The organism is Streptosporangium sp. NPDC048886, assembly GCF_055586905.1.
Genome location: NZ_JBVJHH010000066.1, coordinates 17,095 through 39,159, shown reverse-complemented (window position 1 = coordinate 39,159; position 22,065 = coordinate 17,095). Strand labels below are relative to the sequence as shown.

Annotated in this window: 21 protein-coding genes and 3 pseudogenes; 11 read left to right on the top strand and 13 right to left on the bottom strand. The window is 68.0% G+C overall.

Features of this window, described 5'->3' with window-relative positions:
• Positions 1 to 324: 324 nt before the first annotated feature.
• The 7 genes and pseudogenes from ACZ6R6_RS45720 to ACZ6R6_RS45690 form a co-directional block, all read right to left on the bottom strand.
• A pseudogene (locus ACZ6R6_RS45720) lies at positions 325 to 671 on the bottom strand (transposase); the annotation flags it as partial.
• A 134-nt stretch (positions 672 to 805) separates the two neighbouring features.
• Entirely contained in the window at positions 806 to 1,399 is a 594-nt protein-coding gene (locus ACZ6R6_RS45715; protein WP_470103425.1) for a GNAT family N-acetyltransferase, read from the bottom strand.
• Positions 1,396 to 2,868 (bottom strand): APC family permease, encoded by a 1,473-nt coding sequence (locus ACZ6R6_RS45710; protein WP_470103424.1) that lies wholly within the window; start codon positions 2,866 to 2,868, stop codon positions 1,396 to 1,398. The genes ACZ6R6_RS45715 and ACZ6R6_RS45710 overlap by 4 nt, the downstream gene beginning before the upstream one ends.
• Positions 2,869 to 2,896: 28 nt before the next feature.
• Positions 2,897 to 3,532, bottom strand: a complete 636-nt coding sequence (locus ACZ6R6_RS45705; RefSeq protein ID WP_470103422.1) for a GOLPH3/VPS74 family protein — start codon at positions 3,530 to 3,532, stop codon at positions 2,897 to 2,899.
• 37 nt (positions 3,533 to 3,569) lie between these two features.
• On the bottom strand, positions 3,570 to 3,776 hold the full coding sequence (locus ACZ6R6_RS45700) for a hypothetical protein (RefSeq protein ID WP_470103420.1): 207 nt from the start codon (positions 3,774 to 3,776) through the stop codon (positions 3,570 to 3,572).
• 755 nt (positions 3,777 to 4,531) lie between these two features.
• Positions 4,532 to 5,194 (bottom strand): response regulator, encoded by a 663-nt coding sequence (locus ACZ6R6_RS45695; protein ID WP_470103419.1) that lies wholly within the window; start codon positions 5,192 to 5,194, stop codon positions 4,532 to 4,534.
• Entirely contained in the window at positions 5,191 to 6,480 is a 1,290-nt protein-coding gene (locus tag ACZ6R6_RS45690) for a sensor histidine kinase (RefSeq protein WP_470103417.1), read from the bottom strand. Before ACZ6R6_RS45690 ends, ACZ6R6_RS45695 begins: the two co-directional genes overlap by 4 nt.
• 391 nt (positions 6,481 to 6,871) lie before the next feature.
• Here ACZ6R6_RS45690 and ACZ6R6_RS45685 point away from each other — a divergent pair, with 391 nt between their 5' ends.
• A complete protein-coding gene (locus ACZ6R6_RS45685; RefSeq protein WP_470103416.1) occupies positions 6,872 to 8,326 on the top strand; it encodes an alpha/beta hydrolase family protein in 1,455 nt (484 codons plus the stop codon).
• Positions 8,327 to 9,046: 720 nt separating this feature from the next.
• Here the strand turns inward: ACZ6R6_RS45685 and coaD are convergent.
• A complete protein-coding gene (gene coaD / locus ACZ6R6_RS45680; RefSeq protein ID WP_470103414.1) occupies positions 9,047 to 9,478 on the bottom strand; it encodes a pantetheine-phosphate adenylyltransferase in 432 nt (143 codons plus the stop codon).
• A 122-nt stretch (positions 9,479 to 9,600) separates the two neighbouring features.
• Positions 9,601 to 10,717: pseudogene (locus ACZ6R6_RS45675) on the bottom strand (IS630 family transposase).
• 202 nt (positions 10,718 to 10,919) lie between these two features.
• Between ACZ6R6_RS45675 and ACZ6R6_RS45670 the strand changes: the two are divergent.
• Together ACZ6R6_RS45670 and ACZ6R6_RS45665 are read left to right on the top strand one after the other, a co-directional pair.
• A complete protein-coding gene (locus ACZ6R6_RS45670; protein ID WP_470103412.1) occupies positions 10,920 to 11,420 on the top strand; it encodes a DUF5946 family protein in 501 nt (166 codons plus the stop codon).
• 766 nt (positions 11,421 to 12,186) lie between these two features.
• Positions 12,187 to 12,357 (top strand): hypothetical protein, encoded by a 171-nt coding sequence (locus ACZ6R6_RS45665; protein ID WP_470103410.1) that lies wholly within the window; start codon positions 12,187 to 12,189, stop codon positions 12,355 to 12,357.
• Between the two features lie 148 nt (positions 12,358 to 12,505).
• Here ACZ6R6_RS45665 and ACZ6R6_RS45660 read toward each other — a convergent pair whose 3' ends face one another.
• Genes ACZ6R6_RS45660 through ACZ6R6_RS45650 form a run of 3 tightly spaced genes read right to left on the bottom strand, consistent with a single transcriptional unit; the run spans position 12,506 to position 13,569 of the window.
• On the bottom strand, positions 12,506 to 12,832 hold the full coding sequence (locus ACZ6R6_RS45660) for a winged helix-turn-helix domain-containing protein (protein WP_470103409.1): 327 nt from the start codon (positions 12,830 to 12,832) through the stop codon (positions 12,506 to 12,508).
• A gap of 47 nt (positions 12,833 to 12,879) precedes the next feature.
• Entirely contained in the window at positions 12,880 to 13,359 is a 480-nt protein-coding gene (locus ACZ6R6_RS45655) for a nitroreductase family deazaflavin-dependent oxidoreductase (RefSeq protein WP_470103408.1), read from the bottom strand.
• A 30-nt stretch (positions 13,360 to 13,389) separates the two neighbouring features.
• Positions 13,390 to 13,569, bottom strand: coding sequence for a hypothetical protein (locus ACZ6R6_RS45650; protein WP_470103407.1), 180 nt, complete (start codon positions 13,567 to 13,569; stop codon positions 13,390 to 13,392).
• A 121-nt stretch (positions 13,570 to 13,690) separates the two neighbouring features.
• Here ACZ6R6_RS45650 and ACZ6R6_RS45645 point away from each other — a divergent pair, with 121 nt between their 5' ends.
• The 4 genes from ACZ6R6_RS45645 to ACZ6R6_RS45630 all read left to right on the top strand — a co-directional run bounded on the left by ACZ6R6_RS45645 (position 13,691) and on the right by ACZ6R6_RS45630 (position 17,305).
• Positions 13,691 to 14,158 carry a hypothetical protein gene (locus ACZ6R6_RS45645; RefSeq protein ID WP_470103405.1) on the top strand — a complete coding sequence of 156 codons (468 nt, stop codon included), beginning with the start codon at positions 13,691 to 13,693 and terminating at the stop codon, positions 14,156 to 14,158.
• 303 nt (positions 14,159 to 14,461) lie between these two features.
• On the top strand, positions 14,462 to 15,274 hold the full coding sequence (locus ACZ6R6_RS45640) for an alpha/beta fold hydrolase (protein ID WP_470103403.1): 813 nt from the start codon (positions 14,462 to 14,464) through the stop codon (positions 15,272 to 15,274).
• On the top strand, positions 15,271 to 16,044 hold the full coding sequence (locus ACZ6R6_RS45635; protein ID WP_470103402.1) for a MerR family transcriptional regulator: 774 nt from the start codon (positions 15,271 to 15,273) through the stop codon (positions 16,042 to 16,044). Before ACZ6R6_RS45640 ends, ACZ6R6_RS45635 begins: the two co-directional genes overlap by 4 nt.
• A gap of 502 nt (positions 16,045 to 16,546) precedes the next feature.
• Positions 16,547 to 17,305 (top strand): hypothetical protein, encoded by a 759-nt coding sequence (locus ACZ6R6_RS45630; RefSeq protein WP_470103401.1) that lies wholly within the window; start codon positions 16,547 to 16,549, stop codon positions 17,303 to 17,305.
• A gap of 154 nt (positions 17,306 to 17,459) precedes the next feature.
• Here ACZ6R6_RS45630 and ACZ6R6_RS45625 read toward each other — a convergent pair whose 3' ends face one another.
• Positions 17,460 to 17,735: a hypothetical protein gene (locus tag ACZ6R6_RS45625; protein WP_470103399.1), complete on the bottom strand. Its 276-nt coding sequence runs from the start codon at positions 17,733 to 17,735 to the stop codon at positions 17,460 to 17,462.
• A 193-nt stretch (positions 17,736 to 17,928) separates the two neighbouring features.
• Here ACZ6R6_RS45625 and ACZ6R6_RS45620 point away from each other — a divergent pair, with 193 nt between their 5' ends.
• The 4 genes and pseudogenes from ACZ6R6_RS45620 (at position 17,929) to ACZ6R6_RS45605 (ending at position 22,064) form a co-directional block, all read left to right on the top strand.
• Positions 17,929 to 18,084, top strand: coding sequence for a hypothetical protein (locus ACZ6R6_RS45620; RefSeq protein ID WP_470103398.1), 156 nt, complete (start codon positions 17,929 to 17,931; stop codon positions 18,082 to 18,084).
• Between the two features lie 411 nt (positions 18,085 to 18,495).
• Positions 18,496 to 19,704, top strand: a pseudogene (locus tag ACZ6R6_RS45615) (Tn3 family transposase); the annotation flags it as partial.
• A 236-nt stretch (positions 19,705 to 19,940) separates the two neighbouring features.
• Entirely contained in the window at positions 19,941 to 20,819 is an 879-nt protein-coding gene (locus ACZ6R6_RS45610; RefSeq protein WP_470103396.1) for a VOC family protein, read from the top strand.
• 3 nt (positions 20,820 to 20,822) lie between these two features.
• Positions 20,823 to 22,064 carry a carboxylesterase/lipase family protein gene (locus tag ACZ6R6_RS45605; protein ID WP_470103394.1) on the top strand — a complete coding sequence of 414 codons (1,242 nt, stop codon included), beginning with the start codon at positions 20,823 to 20,825 and terminating at the stop codon, positions 22,062 to 22,064.
• The last annotated feature ends 1 nt before the right edge of the window (position 22,065 follow it).

Sequence of the window (22,065 nt, the reverse complement as noted above, 5' to 3'; positions counted from 1 at the left end):
CTCGGCGCACTGGCCCTGCTGGTATTCGCTCCGACGTGGTACACGATGACCAACGTCCAATTCTGATCACTCTGTCCCGCACCCCGACTACCCCGCCCAGCATGAACGGCTCAAGGGAGAGCACCGAGCGGATGCATCGCGTAGAGCGTCCATCCCGGGTACGGCACGAGCTCGGCTATGCCGCTGGCCAGTCCAGCCGGTTCATCGTCCGGATGGCGGCTAGGACATGGGTGGAGTCGGTGCGCTGCCGTCCTCCACTGCGCACCAGCCCCTTGTCGATCGCCTTCTCCAGCACCGCTTCCAGGAGTCACTGGCCCAAGCCGCTGCCGATCAGCCGGATGCGGAACTCGCACAGCACCGAGTAGTCGAAGCCTGGATCGGTCAGCTCCAGCCCGAGCGCGTACTTCCAGTCGATCCGGCCCCGCACCGCATCGGCCGCCTGCCGGTCCGACAGGCCTTCGGCGAACTGCAGGATCGACACCAACGCCAGCCTTGCCGGTGACAGTGCAGGCTGCCCGCGGGCAGGGAAGCCGTCGGCGGAGTCCTGGTCCTTGAACAACGTTCCCAGTTCGTGACGGACCCTGATCGCGAGCTTCCCGTGAGGGAAGGCCCGCGTCACCTGCGCGGTAGTCGTCGGGACCGAATCGCAGCTCATCGGACGGCAAGGACATCGATGACCTCGTTCCCGGCGAGAACACGACAGAGAGTGTCTTCACCATCACTCTGTGATGGTGAAGACACTCTCTGTCTGCTTAGTCCGCCAACAGCGTCACGATGGGCCGGGGGCGGGGGAGCAGCACTCGGGTCAGGGGTTCGACGGGCGCCACATCGGGAACATCGGCGGGCCGTCGGGCATGAACATCGGGTCGCCGAGGTCCTGATAGCCGTGGCGCAGGTAGAGCCTGCGGCTGCGGGTGCTGCTGGCCTCCAGGTACGCGGGTATGCCCGCCTCGTCGAGCCCGCGGTGGTACTCCTCGAGCAGCCGGGTCCCCGTCTTCCGTCCCTGGTGCCCGGGGAGCACGGCGAGGAACGCCAGGTAGTGGTGCGGGTCGTGGGGGTGGCGCTTGTCCATCTCCGCCCCCATCTGCCCGATGCGCTCCGCGTGGGGACCGGCGAACGCCTCCACCCGGGCGTCCCGGTCGGGGATCTCGGGAAGTGGCTCGGCGCCCTTGTGGAACCACACGGCCACGGCGGACATGTCGGCCGTCGCGTGGACTTCGCCGTGGATGAGGGCGCTCTCGGTGATCATGGAGAAGAAGGGGGGCATCACCCGGCGGCGGTCGTCGTCCGGTGGGATCATCCAGGCCGAGATCTCCTGCTCGTGGAAGGAGGTGGCGATGATCGCGCCGATGGTCTCGGCGGCTCCGGGAGCGTTCTGAACGCGAATGATCTCTGTCATTCGGTCCCTCCCACGGCCGCCTGGGCGCCCCGCCCGATGTTCGCGTATACCTTCGGCCGATTGGCCCGCAGGGCGAATCCCCACATGACGCCGAGCCCCACGGCGACGAAGTAGACGGCGGGCATGATCCAGCGCAGCGGGGAGTCGGGGGCCACGCCGAGCACGGTGTCGAAGTTGGCCATGACGAGCACGATGACCACGATCAGCAGGACCGAGGAGATACCCGGGGCGATCCTGGTCCGCCAGGCGTTCTCCTCGTTGGGGTTCTTGGCGAAGAAGACCAGCACGGAGATCGAGGTGGCCGCCAGCATCATGAGCAGTCCCAGGCCACCGAACGATCCGACGGTGAAGAACAGTTGGACGACCGGGTCCAGGCCGAAGACCGCGTATATGACGATCGTGACCAGCCCGATGACACCCTGCGCCAGCGAGCCGTTGATCGGGGCACCGGTCCGGGGGGAAGTACGACCGAAGGTCTCGGGCAGCACCCTCTCCCTGCCGAGGGCGAAGATGTAGCGGGAGATCGTGTTGTGGAAGGCGATCAGCGCGGCGAAGAGGCTCGTCACGAAGAGGAGGGAGCCGATGGTGGCGATGGTCGCCCCCAGGTGCTGCCCGGCCAGGTTGAACAGGAGGGCCGAACTCTGCTCGCGCGAGGTCTCGACGATCTTGTCCGAGCCGATCGGCACGGTCATCGCCCAGGACGACACGGCGTAGAGCCCGGAGATGACGGCGAGTGCGACGTAGGTCGCGATCGGCACCGTACGCCTCGGGTCCTTGGTCTCCTCGGAGAACACCACCGACGACTCGAAGCCCGCGAAGGACGCGATGCAGATCGCGACCACCGCACCGATCCCGGGGACGAAGAGGTTCGACGGGTCGAAGACGTCGAGGCTGTAGCCCGAGACAGACGGGTTGATCAGGTCCGCGATGTCGAACACGACGACGACGGCTATCTCCGTCAGCAGCAGGACCGACAGGACCTTCCCGTTTACGTCGACCCGCATGAGGCCGAGCACCCCGGTCAGCACCCAGGCGCCCAGCCCGATGACCCACCAGGGCGGAGAGCTTCCGAACCAGTCGGCGATCAGCGGCTGGGCGGCCGCACCGATCATGCCGTAGAGACCCACCTGGAGTGCGTTGTAGGCCAGCAACGCGACCCACGCGGTCGCCACCCCCACCGGCCTGCCGAGTCCTTTCGCGGTGTACGCGTAGAACGCCCCGGCGTTGACGACGTAACGGGCCATCGTCACGTAGCCGACGGCGAACAGGCCCAGGATGGCTCCGAGCAGGATGAAGGCGAGCGGCACGCCGGTCACGCCGGTCGCGGCGTAGGCGGCGGTCACCGAGCCACCGATGACAGTCAGCGGCGCCGCCGCCGAGATGACGAAGAACACCACCGACGGCACACCGAGGCGGTCTTGGGCGAGCGCGGCGGAAACGGCGCTGGCCCTTCGTTCTGTCACGGACATTGGGATCCTTGGAGTGAGGGGGGTGGGTTCACCGGCGGCTGATGACGGAGTTACCTACGGCAGCCTCGGTCTGGGCGATCAGTTCCTGGAGCGGCGCCGGGAGGGCGCTGATTGAATCGGAGAGGTATCTCGGGTTCTGCTCCCACAGGACGAGTTGGCTGCCGCCGGTCGCGACGAGCAGCCCCAGCAGGACGTTGTCCTGGACGCTGAGTGGCTCACGGCGTTGGATCGCCAGGTTGACGCGTCCGCCGGGCCACGCCGCGATGTTCACGTCGACCGGTGCCTGCCTCCGCGACGGGCGTCTGCCGGGCGGGCGCAGCAGCCCGTCGGCGGTCATCCGGGCCGCCACGTCGGCGAGTGCCGTACGGGCGAGGAACTGCAACCAGGTATGGAAGCGATGCGAGGGTTCGGCGATGATGTGGTCCAGGGCGGTCCTGGTGAGCGCGTCTCCGGGCGGCGCCGCGTCGAGAACGACGAGCCGTATCTGCCCCGCCGCCAATCCCACGGTTGTCCGCCCGGCGAGCATCAGTTCTCCCAGGATGGCGGCGGCCAGCCCCAGACCGATCAGGCGGGCATGAAGCCTCATCCGGCCGGTCGCGTTGTCATGCATGACAAAGAACAGGTCGTTGGCCAATCGGGTCCTTGAAAGATCAACTCCAACCACGAACGGCGATCGTATAGCTAAATCATTAAATTTGTCATTACGCGAACGAAGTTCCGGCGCCGGACATAGCTCGGCCGGACGAGAACCGAAGAAACGGACAGGTAGCTTCTATCCTCTTCGACAGCGCGTTCAGTTCCAGCTCGCGTTCAGCCGACTTCGAATCCACCGGTTGCGCCTCGATGTCCCGCGCTTCCCCCTTCAACTCCGCCACCTGCTTCTTCAGCGCGTTCAGGGCATCCGACACGTCGAGCCCTCCCGTGGTGAGGCGGTGACACCCGCGAGAAAGACGCTGGCGGCAGCTCTCGAAGGCTACTCAAGTCCTGGGGGTTGAGGAATATCCGTGCCAGATCGTGCGCTAACTGATCGTTTCAGAATGAGTTGAGCCATCGGGGGCGAGCCAACCCGGATTCTGAACGGCCCGGAGGCCCTCCGGAGCAGTCCTTGGCGTTCAATCTCGCAGGAATACCGGTCAGCCAATACCTTGCGCGTGTAGGGACCGTAAAACTGGTGAGGCCCACCGTCGGGTTCCTCGCGCGTGTGTACGCGCAAGTGCCTTGCGAAACTCTCCCGAGTCGTTCTCGCCGTTATGGGCTCTTCGTCCCGCAGGCCGAGAAAGCGACGTCACTCGGTGCCAAGGGGGGACCTGCAATGGAACCGGAACGCACGTTAACGCCCTCGTCGGATCGTAGGTGATCCGGGCGGACAGGGGCACCATCCGGGCGCGCGGCGACGGAAGCCGCCCCCGCTGCCGAGTCCGGTCACTGGTTCGATCGTCACGGCCTTCCCACCCTCCCGGCGCTGTCGCAGTAAATGCGTACACCTCACCGGCGGCGACCGGAGGGCCAGTCGCAGGTCGCGGTGATCATCGTAGAGGCTCCGCCGCAGTAAATCCGGCATTTACTGCGACACCGCACTTCTCGTAACAGCTACGTCGGACGATCGTGTAGCGCTGGTGACGCCCGGGGCTGATGACATCGCCGTTGGCTCCGGGCGGCGGCGTCACGCCGGGAGGATGAGGCGGCTTTCGTAGGCGAAGATCACGGCCTGTATCCGGTCGCGGAGTTCGAGCTTTTGCAGGATTCGCCCCAGATGGGACTTCACGGTCGCCTCCGCGAGATACAGGGTGGCCGCGATCTCGGTGTTGGACAGGCCGCAGCCCACCTGGATGAGCACCTCGCGCTCACGGGCGCTGAGCCGGCTCAGCCGCTCGTCGCGATCGGCGCTGCTGCCGTCGGGGATGTGCGGGCGGAGGTTCTCCAGCAGGCGGCGGGTGATCCGCGGGGAGAGCACCGCGTCGCCCGCGGCCACGCTGCGTATCGCGGTGAGCAGTTCCTCGGGCCTGGTGTTTTTCAGCAGGAAGCCCGAGGCTCCGGCGTTGAGTCCGGCGAAGGCGTATTCATCCAGGTCGAAGGTGGTGAGGATCAGCACTCTGCTCTGCGGGGAGATCCGGATGACCTGCCGGGTCGCCTCGATCCCGTCGGTCCCGGGCATCCGGACGTCCATGAGGACGACATCGGGGCGCAGCTCCCGGGCGAGGCGTATGGCCTGGATGCCGTCCGCGGCTTCACCGACCGGTGCCATGTCGGGCTGGGCCTCCAGGACCGTGCTGAAGGCCATACGGAGCAGCGCTTCGTCGTCGGCGATCAGGATGCGGATCGTCATGCGGACGCCGCTCCGCTGCTGCCGAGGAAGAGGCGGGTATGGACTCCCCAGCCGCCGCCCGGAAGCGGTCCGGCCTGCAACTTCCCCCCGTAGGCGGCCGAGCGCTCGCGCATGCCGGGGATGCCGTGGCCGGATGGTGTGGCGCCGGGAAGTGGCGGGCAGGGGCCGCTGTCGGTGACGTCCACTGTGACGGTCTCGGTTGAGCACCGTATCCGGACCTTCGCGTGTGTGCCGGTGGGTGTGTGCTTGAGGGTGTTGGTCAAGGCTTCCTGTACCAGGCGGTAGACGGTCAGTTGTGCGGTGGCAGGTATGTGGGTGTGGCCGCCCTGGACCTCGACGCGGGTCGGCAGCCCGGCGGCGCACATCTGGTCGGCGAGGGTCTGCAGTTGTGCGATGCCGGGCAACGGGTCGCGCTCCGCGTCCGGTCCGTCGGTCCGCAGGATGCCCAGGGAGCGCCGCATGTCGGTCAGGGCCTGCCGGCCTATCTCGGAGATCTGGAGCATCGCGGTGGTGGCCTTGTCGGGCGACCGGTGCTGCGCGTAGACGGCGGCGTCGGTGAGCGCGACCATGACGGACAGGTTGTGGGTGACGATGTCGTGCATCTCTCGGGTGATACGTGTCCTCTCCTCGGCGACGGCCAGTCGCGCCTGCTGGTCCTGTTGTTGCTCCAGGCGTGCGGCCCGATCCTTCAGGGCCGCGAGATAGGCGCGCGTGGTCCGCACATTCATACCGAGGACGGCTGCGGCGACGACCATCGCGGTCACCGCGACGAAGGGGGTCAGGAACGCGCCTTCCGTCGCCCAGCGCAGGCAGGCCAGCAGCGCCCCGCCCTCCACGACGGCACCGGCGACAAGCGTGCCACGCCGGCCCGAGTTCGCGGCCGCCGTGTAGAGAGCCACCAGCAAGGCGATGTCCGCCGGCAGTTGGACGTCCATCAGCCACTGGACGAAGGCCGCGGCTGCCACGGTGCCGAACACCGTGAGCGGGGCCCGGCGCCGCCACAGCAGGGGCAGCGCAAGGGCGGCGGTGAGGGCCACGGCCACCGGGAGCTCTTGCGGCGCGCGCGTGGTCATGATGTTGAGCAGGAGCAGCGCCGGCAACAGCGAGTCCCACACCATGGGCGGCAGCCGGAGGCCCCAGCGCCGGGCGGCTCTCACCAGTCGCGCCGCTCGCACGGAGGCCAGGTCGGCGTACCTCGTCAGCCGTACGGCTGTCTTCGTCCGCCGCACGCGGTCCCGGTAGCGCACCGGGTGGGCATTGCCAGGCTCTGCGGCCGCCTCGGTCATCACACGTCCCTGTCGATTCGATCATGGTGGCCCCGGTCGGGGCCACCACCGCGTACAGCCGGAGCCGGGTCGGGTACAAGGGGCCCACACCCCGCGCTCCCCGGTGTGTACCGCGGCCCTGTCACGGTAGGCTGCGGGCCCGCGAAGCACATGAGTCCACCGTCTGACGGCACCGCGCCAGGGTACGACCACAGGAGGAGTCCCACTACCTTCCGCGGTCGCAGAGCGGCCGTTCACCTGGCGTGCTCGATTGCGACTCCGGTTGCAAGGCGAGATGCCTGGGTGCGACTGTGGTCGCACAGGGGACATGCCTCGGATTGCGACTCCGGTTGCATGCGATGGCGACCCGGGATCGATGTGGCATCGCGTGCCCCGCCCTGATGATGGCCGGGTGACCGAGATCATCGCGGGGCTGTACATGTCCCCTCTGGAATTCCTTGCCTTGCTGGGTGCCGTCGCGCTGGTGGTGGCGCGCTGGCTTCCCCCCGCTGCCCGCCCACGCGTCACGATCGCGGCGGGGGCGGTTCTCGTGCTGTCCGCGATCGTGCTGAGTGTGGTGGGGATCCGCTGGCAGATGCTGCCGATACTGGCAGGCGCTGCCCTCGCGTTGCCGTTCGCCCTCTCTCCTCTGCTGCGACGCCGTACCGGCCAGCCGGCGTGGCGGGCCCGATGGTGGCTGGCGTTGCCGGGGTCGGTGGCCTGCGCCGGCCTGATTGCCACGGGTCCGGCGGCCGCCTGGGCCTTTCCTGTACCCGTGTTCCCCGAGCCGTCGGGCCGTTTCGCGGTCGGCACCCGCGTGGTGCAGTGGACCGACCCGCGCCGCCCCGAGAGCTTCACCGCTGATCCGCACGACCGGCGCACGGTCGTGGTCCAGCTCTGGTATCCCGCGCAGAAGAGCCCCGCAGGCGCGCAGCGGGCCCAGTACCTCGGACGCACGGAGCACGAGGCGCACACCCTTTCCGATGCCCTCGCCGGCGAGGTTGGCCTGCCAGGCTTCCTGGTCGACGGCGTCCCGCGTGCCCATACCCATTCGGTCTTCAACGCCCCGGTGGCCGGTGGGGGCGGACGGTTCCCGGTCGTGCTGTTCTCTCCCGGGTCGGGCGGAGTGCGTACCCAGAACACCGCCTGGGCGGAGGAACTGGCCAGCCACGGCTATGTGGTCGCCGCCCTCGACCACCCGTACGACTCCGCCGCCGTCGTCCTCGCCGACGGCCGAACGATTCACACCAAGATCGCCTCCACCGGAGACCGGGACAAGGACCACAAGCTGGCGGTTGACTGGACGGCTGTCCGGGCCGCCGACCTCGGCTCCGTCCTCACCCAGCTGGACCATCTAGACCGAGGTGAGATTACCGGCCCGCTGACCGGACGCCTGGACACCAGTCGGGTCGCGGTCACCGGCCACTCCATGGGTGGTGCCGCCGCTCTGCAGGCAGCCCGGCAGGACCGCCGGTTCGACGCCGTCATCGATCTGGACGGCTACCCCCACGGCCCCACCTCCCCCTCCCTCCGCCAGCCGACGCTCGTGCTCACCCAGGCCATCACCCCCGGAACCGACCCGCGTTACATACCCCGCCTCACCGAGGTCCTCGAGCTCAGCACCGCGACGAGTTACCGGCTCACCATCCCCGGCGCCGCACACCTCACCTTCATGGACGGCCCCCTGTACCTGCCGCCTGTGCCCTCGATAGTCGGCTCCCTGGGCCGCACCGAGAGCCCGCACGTCGTCGCCGCAACCACTCTCGCCTTCCTGGACACCACCCTGCGGCACAGACCCGGTGACCTGGCCGGCGTTCTGTCGGCCTACGGTGACCTCAACGTCTACCACCCGGACAACAGCCGCTGATCAGCTGTGCCGCGGCAGCCGACGGCACGGCCGTTCCCCTCCTCAGCCGGAGTGCAGTCCGCGGTGCCGCCCCCGCCGCGGACGGTGGTTCAGGGACGGCCTACCTTCCAGACGTCGCCTGTGGTCAGGTAGCCTTCCTGGACCCCGGCCGCCCGATCACCACTATCGCCGAGTTGCCGGGCGTCTCCCTGGGAACCCTCAACACCCACTGCCGAGGCCCTAAGGAACTGCACGCCGACGCCATCCGCCGCCAGCTCGAGGTCCCCCGCAGAAGGTGAACCTCAGCAAGATCAATCTCACCGGGATTTCCTACACTCAACCAGCATCAAGCCCGGAGGAGCCGCCACCACGCTGGCGACAGAAGGACGTACGCCCGGGTGCGGTTCGCGGGGCCCAGGACGTCGAGTTCGGCGGTCTCCCTGTCGCTGCTGGTACCTGCCCGTTCAGGCGGCTTGACTGAGGCCGGCGGCGGTCAGGCCCTGCTCTCGTAGTGGGGCGAAGCCGATGTCGAGCTTCGTCTCGTAGGCCTCCGGCTCGATGCTGAGTTCGTGCGTGCTGTATTCGCCGAACCGCTTGATGTGCTCGGTCAGGTACGGCGAAATGGGGTGCCGGTAAGAAACGTGTCATGAGCCCGGAGCGAGCGGCTCTGCTCAGATCACCCTCCCCACCCTCATGGCGTCAGACCTCGAACGAGCCTGCTGTGATCTTGGACGGAATCGATCATTTAGGACACGCTCCAAGGTCTTGTTGACTCATCGCGGTGACGAGGGTGGAGGAGATGTGGGCATGGGCGGGGTCTGCAGCGATGAAGAACGTTTCGACTCCGGCCAGTTCGTGGTTCATGTGGGCCATCGGCATTTCGTAGTCCAGGTCGTGAACGTTGCGGACTCCGCGGATGACGACGTCGATTCCGACTCGGCGGCAGTAGTCGACCAGCAGGCCGCCGGTGTGGGAGTCGATCGTGACATTGCTCAGGCCAGTTGCTGCCGCGCGGAGCCGGTCCAGCCGCTCGGTGATCGGGAAGCGGCCGGTCTTGTTCGAATTGAACATCACGCAGACGACGACCTCGTCGAACAGGAGGGCGGCACGGCGGAGAACGTCCTGGTGCCCTTGAGTGACCGGGTCGAAGGATCCTGGGAAGAGGGCTCGCATGATCGGAAAGACTAACAAGCGGCCGATCCCCGGTGGTGAAGTGCCAGGGCAGCCAAACCACCAAGATCAAATGAGACAGGGAGAACGTCTAGTGGGGTGACCACGAAGGTTCACCGGGTTGATCACGCGGCTTGGCGGCGGGGGCGGCCCCAGCGTTGCTGGCGTTCGCTGCGGATGCGGGCGCGTTCGCGGCGTTGGGCGGCCAGCACGTCGGGGTGGCGGGCGTTGGCGTTGCGCCAGCGCAGGTAGGCCTGTAGCTCGCGGGCCAGGACGACGTGGTTGGGATGGTCGGAGCCGGCGATCACGAAGGTGCGCAGCGGTCCGAACTGCGGCTCGATCGGGTTGGCCCAGGAGGCGTAGGTCGGGGTGAAGCACAGCTCGACCTTGTTCTTGGCCGCCCAGGCTCGGATGGCTGGTGTCTTGTTGGCCGACAGGTTGTCCAAGATGACGTAGATAGGGGCGCCGTCGGGGCGGGCGGCGCGGATCGACTTCAGTGCCGCCAACGTGTTCGCGCCGCTCTTGCCGCGCCGGGTGACGCCCCACAGCGTGTCATCCCCGAGTGCGTAGCAGCCGTGGAAGTAGCGCGCCATGCGTGCGGGTGTAGGTCGCCGGGAGCCGGTCCGGTTTGCCGCGCTCGGCCCATCCGGCGCCTTGGCAGGGGCGGATGGATAACGGGCCGAACTGGTCGAAGACGAAGCAGCGGTTGGGGAAGCGGGTGGTGACCTCCTCGATCCGGTCCAGCTTGGCGTCGAAGTCCGGATCGTTGGAGGTCTTCCAGGTGCGGGTGCGCTGGAAGGTGATGCCGTGCCGGTGCAGCAGCCGGCGCAGGTGCTCGCGTCCGATGACGACCCTGCGGTCGCTGTGGCGGGCCAGGTGGTCGGCCAGTTTGCGCAGGCTCCAGTGTGTGAACGGGCGGCCCAACCTGGCCGGGCGGGTTGTGGCCGTCTGGATGATGAACGCGATATCGGCATCACTGATCAGGCGGGGACGGCCTCCCGCCCACTGAGGGTCCAGCGCGGCCAACCCCCGCTCGTTGAAGGCGTGGATCACATCACGCACGGTGTCTTCATGCGCCGCCACCAGCTGCGCGATCGCCGGAGCGGGAGTCCCCGACGCCGACGCCATGATGATCATCGCCCGTCGCACCCGGACCGAGTCGTGCCTGCCCCGACGCACGATCTGCTGCAACCGGCGACCTTCGTCCTCACTCAGCCGCCGTGCTCTGACCGGCTCTGCCATCCACGCACCTCACCCTCGACGACAACACATGCCTAACGAGAGTGATCGATCAGTCCGCCACCACGCATTCCCGACCGATGTCTAACCAACGCTCCAGTCGCACGTCGGGGCCTGCCAGACCTCATGGCCACAGGATCATGGTCTGGTAGGTAGGGATGAGCCGGCGCCGATAACCCGTCGCCAAGGTCGGGCCCGGCCACTTATGTTGCAGCCCATGGCAAGTATCTCCATGACGGGTCGGTGCGACTGCGGTGCGACGGCCGGCCCACTAGGCATGTGCGTGGACTACTACCACGGGATCCTGGCCGAGGAGCAGTTGGATCCGCAGATGTACAGGTGGCACGCGCCCGTGGTCGTGACGTATCTCCTGCAGCATCCTTCCAGAGCTCACGAGAAATACCTCGACGACCAGTTTCGCCAGTTGCAGCTCTACGTGGATCAAGGCCTTGACGCGCTGCTCCGCCTGGCGGCTCATCAGGTGGCGCGGAACAACCACCGGGCACGGCTGGGCTACGACATGGCACCGTTGGCGGCATACGCACCGCTCCCGAAGGGCGAACCTCCCGGCCACTTCTGCGCCTCGTTCAGCGGGTTGCCGTGCAGGGACGGCAGCTTTGTGTTTGACGGACATCTGGCGTACGGGGATCGCATCAAAGCCATCGCCGAAGCGACGGTGGAGTCCTGGAGATCCGTTCAGAGCTGATGCTCGAAGGCCAGCGTGAGGATATCCGCGCCGAGTGCTCCAGTCGCTCTTACCGATATTAAGTTGTTGTCGCTGTTAGTAGCTTTGCCGAGCACGGGCTTGGCTCTGTCGTCGTCCAAGGAACCTAGGAGTCGGCATGCGCATCTGAAAGTGCGACTGGAGTGCTACCCGGTGAACGTTCGTGGCCACCCCACTAGCGAGACGGGAAAGCCGTAACGTCACGCGTAGACCACGGCCACATGGGACATGCTCTAACTCGACCGGACCCCGCATCGTCCTCGGCGCTCAACCGCGGTCAGCTCGCTGCCAGGACCCGCTTAAGCGTGGCATAGCCTGCGGTGGCTGCCGGCACCTGACGCGTGATAGGAGCCGGAACTGACGCCCTGGCGGGTGCGGGTCGATGCCCACTGCTGTCTGCCCGTGGCTGTTTCCGGCCAGAATGATTCGGCAAAGCCGCGAGGAGCCATGATGGCCTCGCCCCGGCGCCCGCAGGGCGAAGGGGGAAGCTGTTCGGAACTGTTCGGGACGCTCGAATCCCTTGGCTGCGCACACCATAACCCCTTCAATCAGGACGGACGGACAAGTCGAATTCACCAGAAGGGTCAAACGTATGCAGCGGTCAACGACAGTCGTGAAGTGGGCGCGGGTCGCAGTGGCGCCGCTCCTCCTGGGAGGGGTTTTGTTCGCGGTGGCCTCGCCCACGGAGGCGTCCGCCGCGCCGTGCTCGTCCAGTCGGTACTCCGCCTCCATCGCCGTGTCGTCCTGCGTGGCTGGCACGTACGGCTGGGAGCATCGCGCCGTCGCACGGTGCAACAACGGAAACGGCTACTCCTACACGCGCTGGGGCACATGGGTGGGCGGCCTCAGTAAGTCCTACGCCAAGTGCGACGCCTGGCACACGGTGGACTACCACTGGGTGGAGCAGGGGCCCCAGTAGCCCCCTCCCTGCGAACGGACCCAAGGGCCACCAAGGCCGTCCCCGCCGGCCGGTGACGGTCACGATGCCCAGCACCTCTCCGGTCCGGCACCTCCCACAACATCGTTACAACGGGCGGAGACACGGACTCGACCCAGGTCTCCTTCATTCAGCCGGTCACCGCCGCCTGGTCACGCTCCAGGACGCGGCGGGCCGGGATCTGGCAGGCGCAGCCGTTGCGGATCAGCAGCTTGCGCATGCCGTGGAGGGTGTCGGTCAGGTGAAAGCGCCGGCCGATCAGGGGCGTGATGCGGGCCAGGGGCCAGTCCTGGCGCAGCCGCCGTGGGCCTGGTCGATCGCGAGGACGGCGCGGCAGGCGAACGCCTCCGGTCACTCGCCGGGCCTGCGAAGCGTCAAGAGCATCGCGGCATCGTCCAGCACGGGTCCTCCCGAGGTGGCGCCGGGCGTCGGGAGCGGCAGGAACCTTCGGGAGCATGCACCCCCTGGCCGGGCCACCTCACACGTGCGTACACGAGACGCCTGTCAGGACGTGGCTCGCGGCACGAGGCGTACGAAGGGGATGTGCCGCCCGACCTCGCGGTAGTCCTCCACACTACCGTCCACCGCGAAGCCCATGATGGTGCAGAGCCGGCGGGCGGCGGCCGGATGGCGCGGCGCGTACCGGGCCATGATGTCACCGCCCTCCTCGGCGGGCAGCGGACAAGCGACAGCGGGGAAGGCCTTGCCGCCCACTTGGAGGACGACGTCCGGCGTCTTGGTGATGTTCCTGTACCAGTCGGCGCGCGGGCCGAAGCCGGAGGCCGCCACGTAGCCGCGTGCGTCGTGCTCGACGACCTTGATGACAGCCTGGCGCGGCTTTCCCGAGAGGCGGCCGACGTGGGTGAGCAGCATGACCCTGCCGCCCAGCAACCGGCCCAGCCCAACCCGGTACAGGTGGATGGGCAGCCGCCACAACGCCCGCCGCAGCCCCGACGGCGGGTCCGGTCTCTTCGCGATGTCCATGCGGTTCCTTCCGCTGTGTCTGCGGCCGGGTCACTGCCCGTCGGTCGCCAGCAGGTCTTCCACGGCCGCCATGGCCTCGCCGATCTCCAGGACCGGATCGAGCATGCGGTGCAGCATCAGCCCGTCGATCAACGCGGCGACCAGGGTGGCCACACCGAAGCGGCGGCCACTCCGGGTGCAGCTCGCCCAGCCGCCGGCTGAGCCGATCACGTGCCTGCCGTAGCTTGTCCCGCAGCACGTCGCCGAGCACGGGATCCCGCATCGCCCCCGCGATGAGCTCGACGCCCAACCGGGTCATCCGTTCGTCGCCGGCGGTCTCGGACGTGAGCCGTTGCACGACGGTGAGCGCCTGCCGTCCGTCCCCGGCGGCGAGCAACTCGTCCAGGAGGGGGTCGATGATCAGATCGCCCGCCCTGCGGGCGATCGCCACGTGCAGCCCCGGCAGTCCCCCGAAGTGGTAGTGGATCAAGGCAGGCTTGGTCGCGGCCCGCTCGGCCTCGGCGGCCGCGGCGCGCAGGTGAGCCTCGGCCGCGGCCTGCCCGACGCGGGCCAACGCGGCTGCGCGCACGTCCTCGGTGTGGTCGGCATGGGCGGTCAGCGCGGCCAGGTCCTCGCGCACCGCGGCGGTGGCGGCCAGGACCGGGGCGGCGGCCGCGGCGTAGGCCGCCAGCACGCCATCGACGCCGGCGACCTGGGCGGCACGCCGTTCCTCGCCGGCCTTTGTCTGCAGGTCTTGCCGTCCTTCCATACCCGGTCGGGCGGGCTGCAGTACTCGCGGGGGCGACCCGATCCGGTGTAGGCCCTCCGCTCTCGAGCGTGTCCCCAACCGCCAGAGAGCTGTGCTACAAGTCTTCGCCCTTGGTCCTGAATCGACACGCCCCGGTGTCATCCGCGACCTGCGCATGGTGCCAAGGTAAGCCAAACCCGGGTGGTCCCGGCCTGAGCGGGCGGTGGCCGCCGACGACCTTGGGGCTGCAGGTCGAGGCGTGCGCGCACCTGGCGGGGCTGCGCGGGGCGGGCCTCGTCATTGCGCACCTGTTGTGCCGGAGCCCACGGAAGTGCGACTTGACCTTGACCTTAGGGCAGGGCCGACGCTGGTGGCATGACGAACTCAAACGCGACTTACTCGGCCTGGAGTGGCATGTTGCCGGTGGAAGACACCGCACTGGCCGTGACCGACACCGGCGGGACAGCTACCCCCGTGGTCTACCTGAACGGTTCCTACGCCAGCCAGCGGCACTGGCGGCCCGTCATCAACGACCTGGGGCCGGGGTGGCGGCACATCACCTACGACGAGCGGGCTCGCGGCAAATCAAAGAAGTCAGCTGACTACTCCTTCGAGGCCTGCGTCCGGGACCTCGACGCCGTCCTGAAAGCCAGGAAGGTGGAGCGGCCGATCCTGGTGGGCTGGTCCTACGGCGCGCTGCTCGGGGTGCATTGGGCCGCTCGAAATCCGGGCCGCGTCGCCGGCGTGGTCGGGGTCGACGGCCCTTATCCGTACGGCTGGACCGACGATGCCAGACACGAATACATCCGGCGGATGTTCCATAAGGGCCGATGGTTGTTGCCGATAGTGCGCCTCGTCGGCAACGCCGCGCGGATGAGTGCCGAACAGCATGCCGAGATCAACATCGAGGCCCACATACTCCACGCCGCCCTCGAACCGGTCCTCGACAGCCTGACCGTCCCAGTCCGATACGTGGTCGCCTCGGGGGAGGCGCTGGGAAGCAAGGACAATTGGCAAGAGCAGATGCGCACTACCCTCGACCCGGTGCTCGCCCGCAACCCGAACCTCACGATAAGCGCGAAGGTCGCCAGCAACCACGGCACGATCGTGCGCAAGGATTTCCGCGCCATCGCCGAGGCCACACGCGAGGTCGCCGCCCTCACCCGCGAAAGTCGCCGACGACCATGACCAGCGGCGTCACGATCGCCCAGGCGGCGGCCTTCGCCAGCGTCACGATCAAGACCATACGCCACTACCACCGGCTGGGCCTGGTCGACGAACCGCGCCGTGACGGTTCCGGCTATCGCCGCTACGGGTCGTCCGACCTGCTGCGGCTGGTCCAGGTCCGGACGCTGGCCGAGTCCGGCGTACCGCTATCCGAGATCGGCGCCCTGCTCGGCGCCGATCCGCAGCGGTTCGCCGCCGACCTGGCCGAGGTCAAACGGCGACTGACCGAGCGGATCGAGGAGCTGATCGCGCGCCGCGACTTGCTGGACCGGCTGGCCAACGGTGACCGGGCCCTGTTGCCCGACCGGGCCTGCGCGCTGTTGGACCGGGCCGCCGACCTCGGCTTCGCCCCGGACGAGGTGGCGGCCTACCGCGAGGGCATGGTGCTGGCCAGGACCCTGGTCCCCGACGGCTTCGATGACTCTCTCACCGAGGCCGAGCACGCCCTCGACGACACCCGGTTCGTCGACTTGAACAAGCAATGCTGGGCCGCCAAGGACCTGGATCCCGACGACCCCCGTATCGAGGAACTCGCGACCGCCCTGGCCGACCGCTTCCTGGCCAACCCCGCGTTGCTCGCGATCCCGAACGGCCTGCAGGCCCGCACTGACGCCACCCGCTACGGCCTGCTCAACCACCACGGCGAAGACCAGGAACCGGCCATGGCCCGGCTGACCACGCTGGTCGAGACGGAACTGCGCTCCGCCGGCGTGGACATCCCCCACCAATAATCGCGGCCCGCAGTGACCGTAATCGGATCCGAACCACCGCTCACGGCCCTCCACTCGGGAAGCTGCGATGAGACCCCAAGTAGCCCTGCGTAGTAATCACTACGGTCTGTGACCAGCGTTCGGTGGTGCTCCTGCTGTTCATGAACGTGAACAGGGGCGGTACCGGGGCTCCTACTGTGACTGGCGTCGGCGAGTGTGCCGTCGAAAAGCGCCAGGGCCGGTGGAACCTCGGGCTTCTACCGTCCGCCGGTCAATCCATGCATCCCATTGCACCGGCCCAGCCCGTTGCTGACCTGGAGGGGAGTTCCGGGCCTACCCGGGCGGCCTGGCGCGCCTCGAGTGCAAGGCCACCAAGCACAGAAGACGTCAGGAGTGACAGATCCGACAGGCAATCCGATCCGGCGCCGGCGCGCTGGAAGCATGCGCTGAGCTCATGTTTAAGGCAACTGAAAGTGTCGGTTCCTAACGTTCTGCGCGGGCAACTTCAACCGCAAGGAGTGACATGAGGTTAATCGCAGCTATCGCCGCCACGATGGTGCTCGCCTCCTCCCCGGCCGCGGCCGAACCCGAGGAGAGCGACCGGGAGATCCCCCTGGCGCACATCGAATACACGACCGGTCTCACCGTGAGCTTCTCCGACAGCCAGCCCTCCAACGAAGTGGGGATGTCCCAGCTCGGGATCATCGGCCGCGCGCCGCTCATCGCCTGGGAGCGGAGCAACAGCTACCTGCAGACCTATCTGGAGATCACCCCGCCCGACGTGCCAGTGCCCCAGCGCCTCGTCGATGACCACGGCACCGACCTCCCCGCCGAGCTGCAGCGGCGGCGGATCACCAGCGAGCCGGTCACCGTACGCGGCCTGACCGCTCCGGCCGGCGCCGTGCTCTCCGCCTCGTGCACCGCCGAACACTGGGGCTGGCACCGCTGGCACGACAAGGCCCAGGCCGGCCTGGCTCCCAAGTCGTACACCACCTTCGACTTCGGCGGTTTCAAGGAGCGTCGCGCGGAGAGCTTCATCTTCAACTGCCTGCCGGTGGACTCGCCGAGTCACCTGTGGGCCCAGCACCGGCTGTACTACTGGAACGGCACCAGTTGGTGGAAGCAGGCGGACGAGAAGGTCGGCCCTGGGCTTCAGGCGGAAGAGGTCAAGGGCAAGATCAAGCGCCACCGCAAGGTCACCTATAACGACAGCTGGGGGTCCAGCCCTGACTGCCTCAATGGGGCTTGCAAGTACACCCGTGAGGGACGTTTCACCAGCTGACGGATGACTGGTCACCTGCGGAAGGCTCAGCCGTACAGTGAAGAAACCCCAGCCTGGCTGTGCCCGGCTGGGGTTTCTGCGCTGTGCGCCGCCAGCGATCCGAACCCCAGACGCTCAGCCGCGCCCAGCAGCAGGCCATCCACAGCGCCGTCGACTACCACCGGCCGCTCACCGAAGCCGAGGCCACCCTGCTGCTGTCGGTCATCTGGTGCGGCCTACCTGTCGCTGTTTGATCCGCGCCGTCGTCGTGCGATCGACCGGACCCTGACCCCAGCGCCTGCGCACCGCCCGCTACCCCCGCCTGGTCGCGCTGCAACCGCTCGTCCTTGACCGCCAACTCGGCGGCCAGGCGCCGCGCCTGGTCCAGCCGGTCGGCGACGTCCCAGGCCCACAGCCCGTCGTCGCGCAGGACGAGCGGGACCGCGCCCAACAGGGGAGCAAACCAAGTACGGGAGAAAGGGGCAGTGAGCCGGTGAACTGCTGCTCGAGGGTTTGATCATCGGCTGATGTGACCCTCCGCATGGGTTTGGTTGCGGTTTGGTGAACACGACCGTTCGGCGCGGTTGATCGCCGCTACGGTTTCGGCGTCCGGACGCCGGGATCTAGATGAGGTACGGCCTGGGATGACGTGGATCGAGCGCACCGCCTATCCGCAGTTCAAGCGGCTGACATCGGCGCGGGTGCTGCACGTGTTCTTCACGCCGTCGCCGGAAGAGGTGACCTGGGCCGAAAGCGCACCGGCAGCCCTGAGTCGTGCTTCGCGCTGGTGCTGGCGTTGAAGTGCTTCCAGAAGATGGCGCGCCTCCCATCCCCGGACGAAATACCCGACGTGGTGATCGACCACGTTCGGCGCTGCCTGGAGTCGCCCGACGGCGTCTGGCCGGACCATGGCTCCTCCCGCAGCGCGAAAGCGCATCACAAGTTGGTACGGCAGCGTCAAGGAGTGAAGTACGACGCGGGCCCGGGCGATCGCCGCGGCGGCGATCCGGAAGGCGGCCCAGGCCAAGAACAACCCCGCGGACCTGATCAACGTCGCGATCGAGGAGTTGCTCCGGCTCCGGTTGGAACTGCTCGGGTACACGACGCTGGAGGACCTGGCCACGAGCATCCGCGCCGAGGTGAACGTCACTATCTTCACCGCGATCCTGCAGCGGATGGGCGAAGTCGGCCAGGCCCGGATGGAGAGTCTGCTCATTGTCGGGCCGGACGGGAAACCGACGTTCAACCAGCTCAAGAAGCCCGCCCAGCGGGCCACCTGGTCGCGATTCCGTGACCAACGGCGCATGCCCGAACGCTCGCTGCTGTCGATTGTCGCGCGCACCGCCTACTGGCTGGGCTGGTATCGCCACTTCGGCCCGGCCTCCGGCTCCGACCCCAAGATCAAGGATCCGCTGGGGCGGTACTCGCTGGTGGTGTTCACCGGCGGCATCGACGTCGGCCCGTACGAGGCGGCCAAGCACATCGCCGGCGTCACCGCCCGCGAGCTGTCCATGGTCCGCAACCGGCACATCAACCTGAAGAAGCTGAACGCCGCGATCGCCGATGTGGTCAACGCCTTCGCCGAGCTGGACGTGGTCAAGGCCTGGGGCGACGGCAGCAGCGTGGCCGCCGACGGCACGCAGGTGGACACCTACATCGACAATCTGCTCGCCGAGACCAGCATCCGGTACGGGGGATTCGGCGGCATCACCTACCACTACATCTCCGACACCTACGTGGCGCCCTTCTCCCGGTTCATCCCGTGCGGCGTGTGGGAGGCGGTGTACCTGATCGAGGGGCTGCTGGCGAATGCGTCCGACATCCAGCCCTCCACGGTGCACGCCGACACCCAAGGCCAGAACTTCTCGGTCTTCGCCCTGGCCACCTTGTTCGGGTTCGACCTGATGCCGCGCATCCGCAACTTCAAGGACCTGATCTTCTTCCGCGCCTCGGAGAAGATCGCCTACCCGCATATCGACCAGCTGTTCGGCGAGAGCGGCCGTAACGTCATCGACTGGAAGCTCATCGACAAGCACTGGATCGACCTGATGCAGGTGGCGATCTCCATCAGCGAGGGCCGGCTTTCCTCGGCCACGCTGATGCGGCGGCTGCGGTCCAATTCCCGCAAGAATCGCATCTACAGGGCCTTCCGCGAGGTCGGCCGCAGCGTGCGCACCGTCGCCCTGCTGGCCAACCTCGTCGTCTTCCACAACGCCCTGGACATCTCCGACATCGTGCGGCAGTTGGTCGCCGAAGGCTGGCAGATCACCGCCGACCAGCTCGGCCAGATCGCGCCCTACCTACGTGCCCACATCAGCCGCTTCGGCGCCTACGCCACCGACGACCTGCACCGCCGACCCGACCCGTTCGACCCACTGCTGAAGGAGGTCGATTTCACCGACGTCGACCTGGCCGCCTGATCGTCCGGCCGGCTCACCGGTCCCACAGGTGCCGGCCGAGTCGGCTGCACTCAAATGCCACTGGGCGGATTGATGATCGTCCGCAGTGACGTCGCTGAACCCGAGGCTGCTTCCGTGAAACGGCAGGTTGGCGCTGGCGTGTGGGATTCCATCACGATGGGACCTTGAATGTCGAAAGACATCGATCCCACCCCGTTGGCTGGAACCGGCGGCTGCCGGGCGGCAGCCTGTCACCCATGATTGTTCGTGACATCGACCGGATCGACCACTCCGTCCTCTACACCGCCGACATGGACGCCACCGCGGCGGCCTACGAGGCGCTGGGCTTCACGCTCAGCCCGCTGTCCATGCACATGGGCTCCGACCGCCCCGGCGGCGAGCGCAGGCCGATGGGTGCCGGCAACCGGTGCGCCCTGTTCGGCCGCACCTACCTGGAACTGCTCGGCCTGTACGGGGACGGCTCGGTCGACCCCTGGAACATCCGCCCGCTCATCGCCCAGTACGAGGGCCTGCACGGCTACTCCTTCGGCTGCACCGACATCGAAATCGCCGAAAAGCGTCTGCGCGCGACCGGCTTGTCCTCCTCCGGCGTGCTGCCGCTGCAGCGGGATGTGGACACCCCTGACGGTGTGGAGAGTGCCCGCTTTCAGGCGGTCCACCTCGACCGGGCGCTCACACCCGAAGGGCTGATCCACGCCGCGTACCACCTGACCCCTGAACTGATCCACCAGCCGCGCTACCTGGAGCACGCCAACGGCGCTACCGGCCTGTACAGCGTGCTGCTCGTGGTGGACGACGCCGCCTTGGCGCCCACTGTCGCCCGCTACGCCCTCATCCTGGACACCGAACCGGTGATCGAGGGGCCGGTGCACGTGCTGCCGCTGCCGCTGGGGCGGGTGGAGGTCGTCGCGGTGTCCGCCTTCCGCGCGATGATGCCCGGCGAGCCGGTGCCCGCATTGCCGTACATGGCCGGGCAAGCCGTGTCGGTACGGGACGTGCGGGCGGCCCGCGACCTGGTGGAGGGCAACGGGTTCGCCACAAGGGACATGCCCGGCGGGTTCTTCGTCGGGGCCGCCCAGGCCCGCGGCGCCGCGCTGGCCTTCCTGGAGGTGTGACCGGTGACCGACCTGATCCACGCACCCGCCGGGACGCTGCGCGGCGTCCCCGCGGGTGGCGCGGTCACCGCCTTCCTCGGCATCCCCTATGCTCGCGCCGAGCGGTTCGCCGCGCCGCAGCCGACGCGGTGGAACGGCGTGCTGGATGCCGTCCAACCGGGCCTGGCAGCCCCGCAGCCGCGCACGTCCCGGCTCGAACGCGCCCTCGGCCCCGGCAGCGATCTTCGCCAGGGTGAGGACTGCCTGTCGCTCAATGCGTGGACACCGGGCGGCAGCGGGTTGCCGGTCCTGGTGTGGCTGCATGGTGGCGGCTTCCTGACCGGTTCCGGCGCCCAAGCCTGGTACGACGGCGCGCTTCTGGCCGAACGCGGCCGGATGGTGGTCGTCACCGTCAACTACCGGCTGGGAGCCCTGGGCTACCTGTACCTGACGCCGCAGTTCGCCCCGGCCAACCTCGGGCTGCTCGATCAGATCGCCGCCCTGCGCTGGGTGAGGGAGAACATTTCGGCGTTCGGTGGTGACCCGGCTCGCATCACGCTGGCCGGCCAGTCCGCCGGAGCGCTGTCCGCACTGGCCCTGCCCGGCCATTCCGCGGGCCGTGACCTGTTCCGGCAAGTCATCCTGCAGAGCACACCGGCTGGCGTACAGCCGTACAGCATTGGCGAGGCCGCCGAGATCGGCCAGATCTTCCTGGACGTCCTCAATCTGCGCCCGAGCGACGCCGAACGGCTGCGCACCGTACCACTCGCAGACCTGCTCGCCAGCCAGGAGCAGGTCGCCCGCCGCACGGCGCAGCCCACGGGGGTGACGCCGCCCTTCCAACTGGTCGCCGCCGACGGCGTGCCGGCCGACCTGATCACCGGCACCCGGGAGGAGGTGCCCATGCTGATCGGCACCACCCGGGACGAGGCCCGGGCCTTCTTCCCCCAAGTTGAGGCCGAGCTCACCGCGCGGCTGTTCCGCGACGGCAGCCTGCGCCTGGCCGGGCGAGCCCGCTCGGCCCACCTCTACCAGTTCGACTGGTCACCGCCGGGCGGCCCGTTCGGCGCCTGCCACTGCATCGAACTGCCGTTCGTCTTCGGCAATCTGCCCGCCTGGTATGCCTCCCCGATGCTGGCCGGTGCCGAACCTGCGCAGCTTGAGCAGCTCGTGGCGCACGTGCAGGGCGCCTGGACGGCCTTCGTCCACGACGGCTCGCCCGGCTGGCCCGCCTTCCCTCACGTCGAGCACATCACGCTAACCTGAC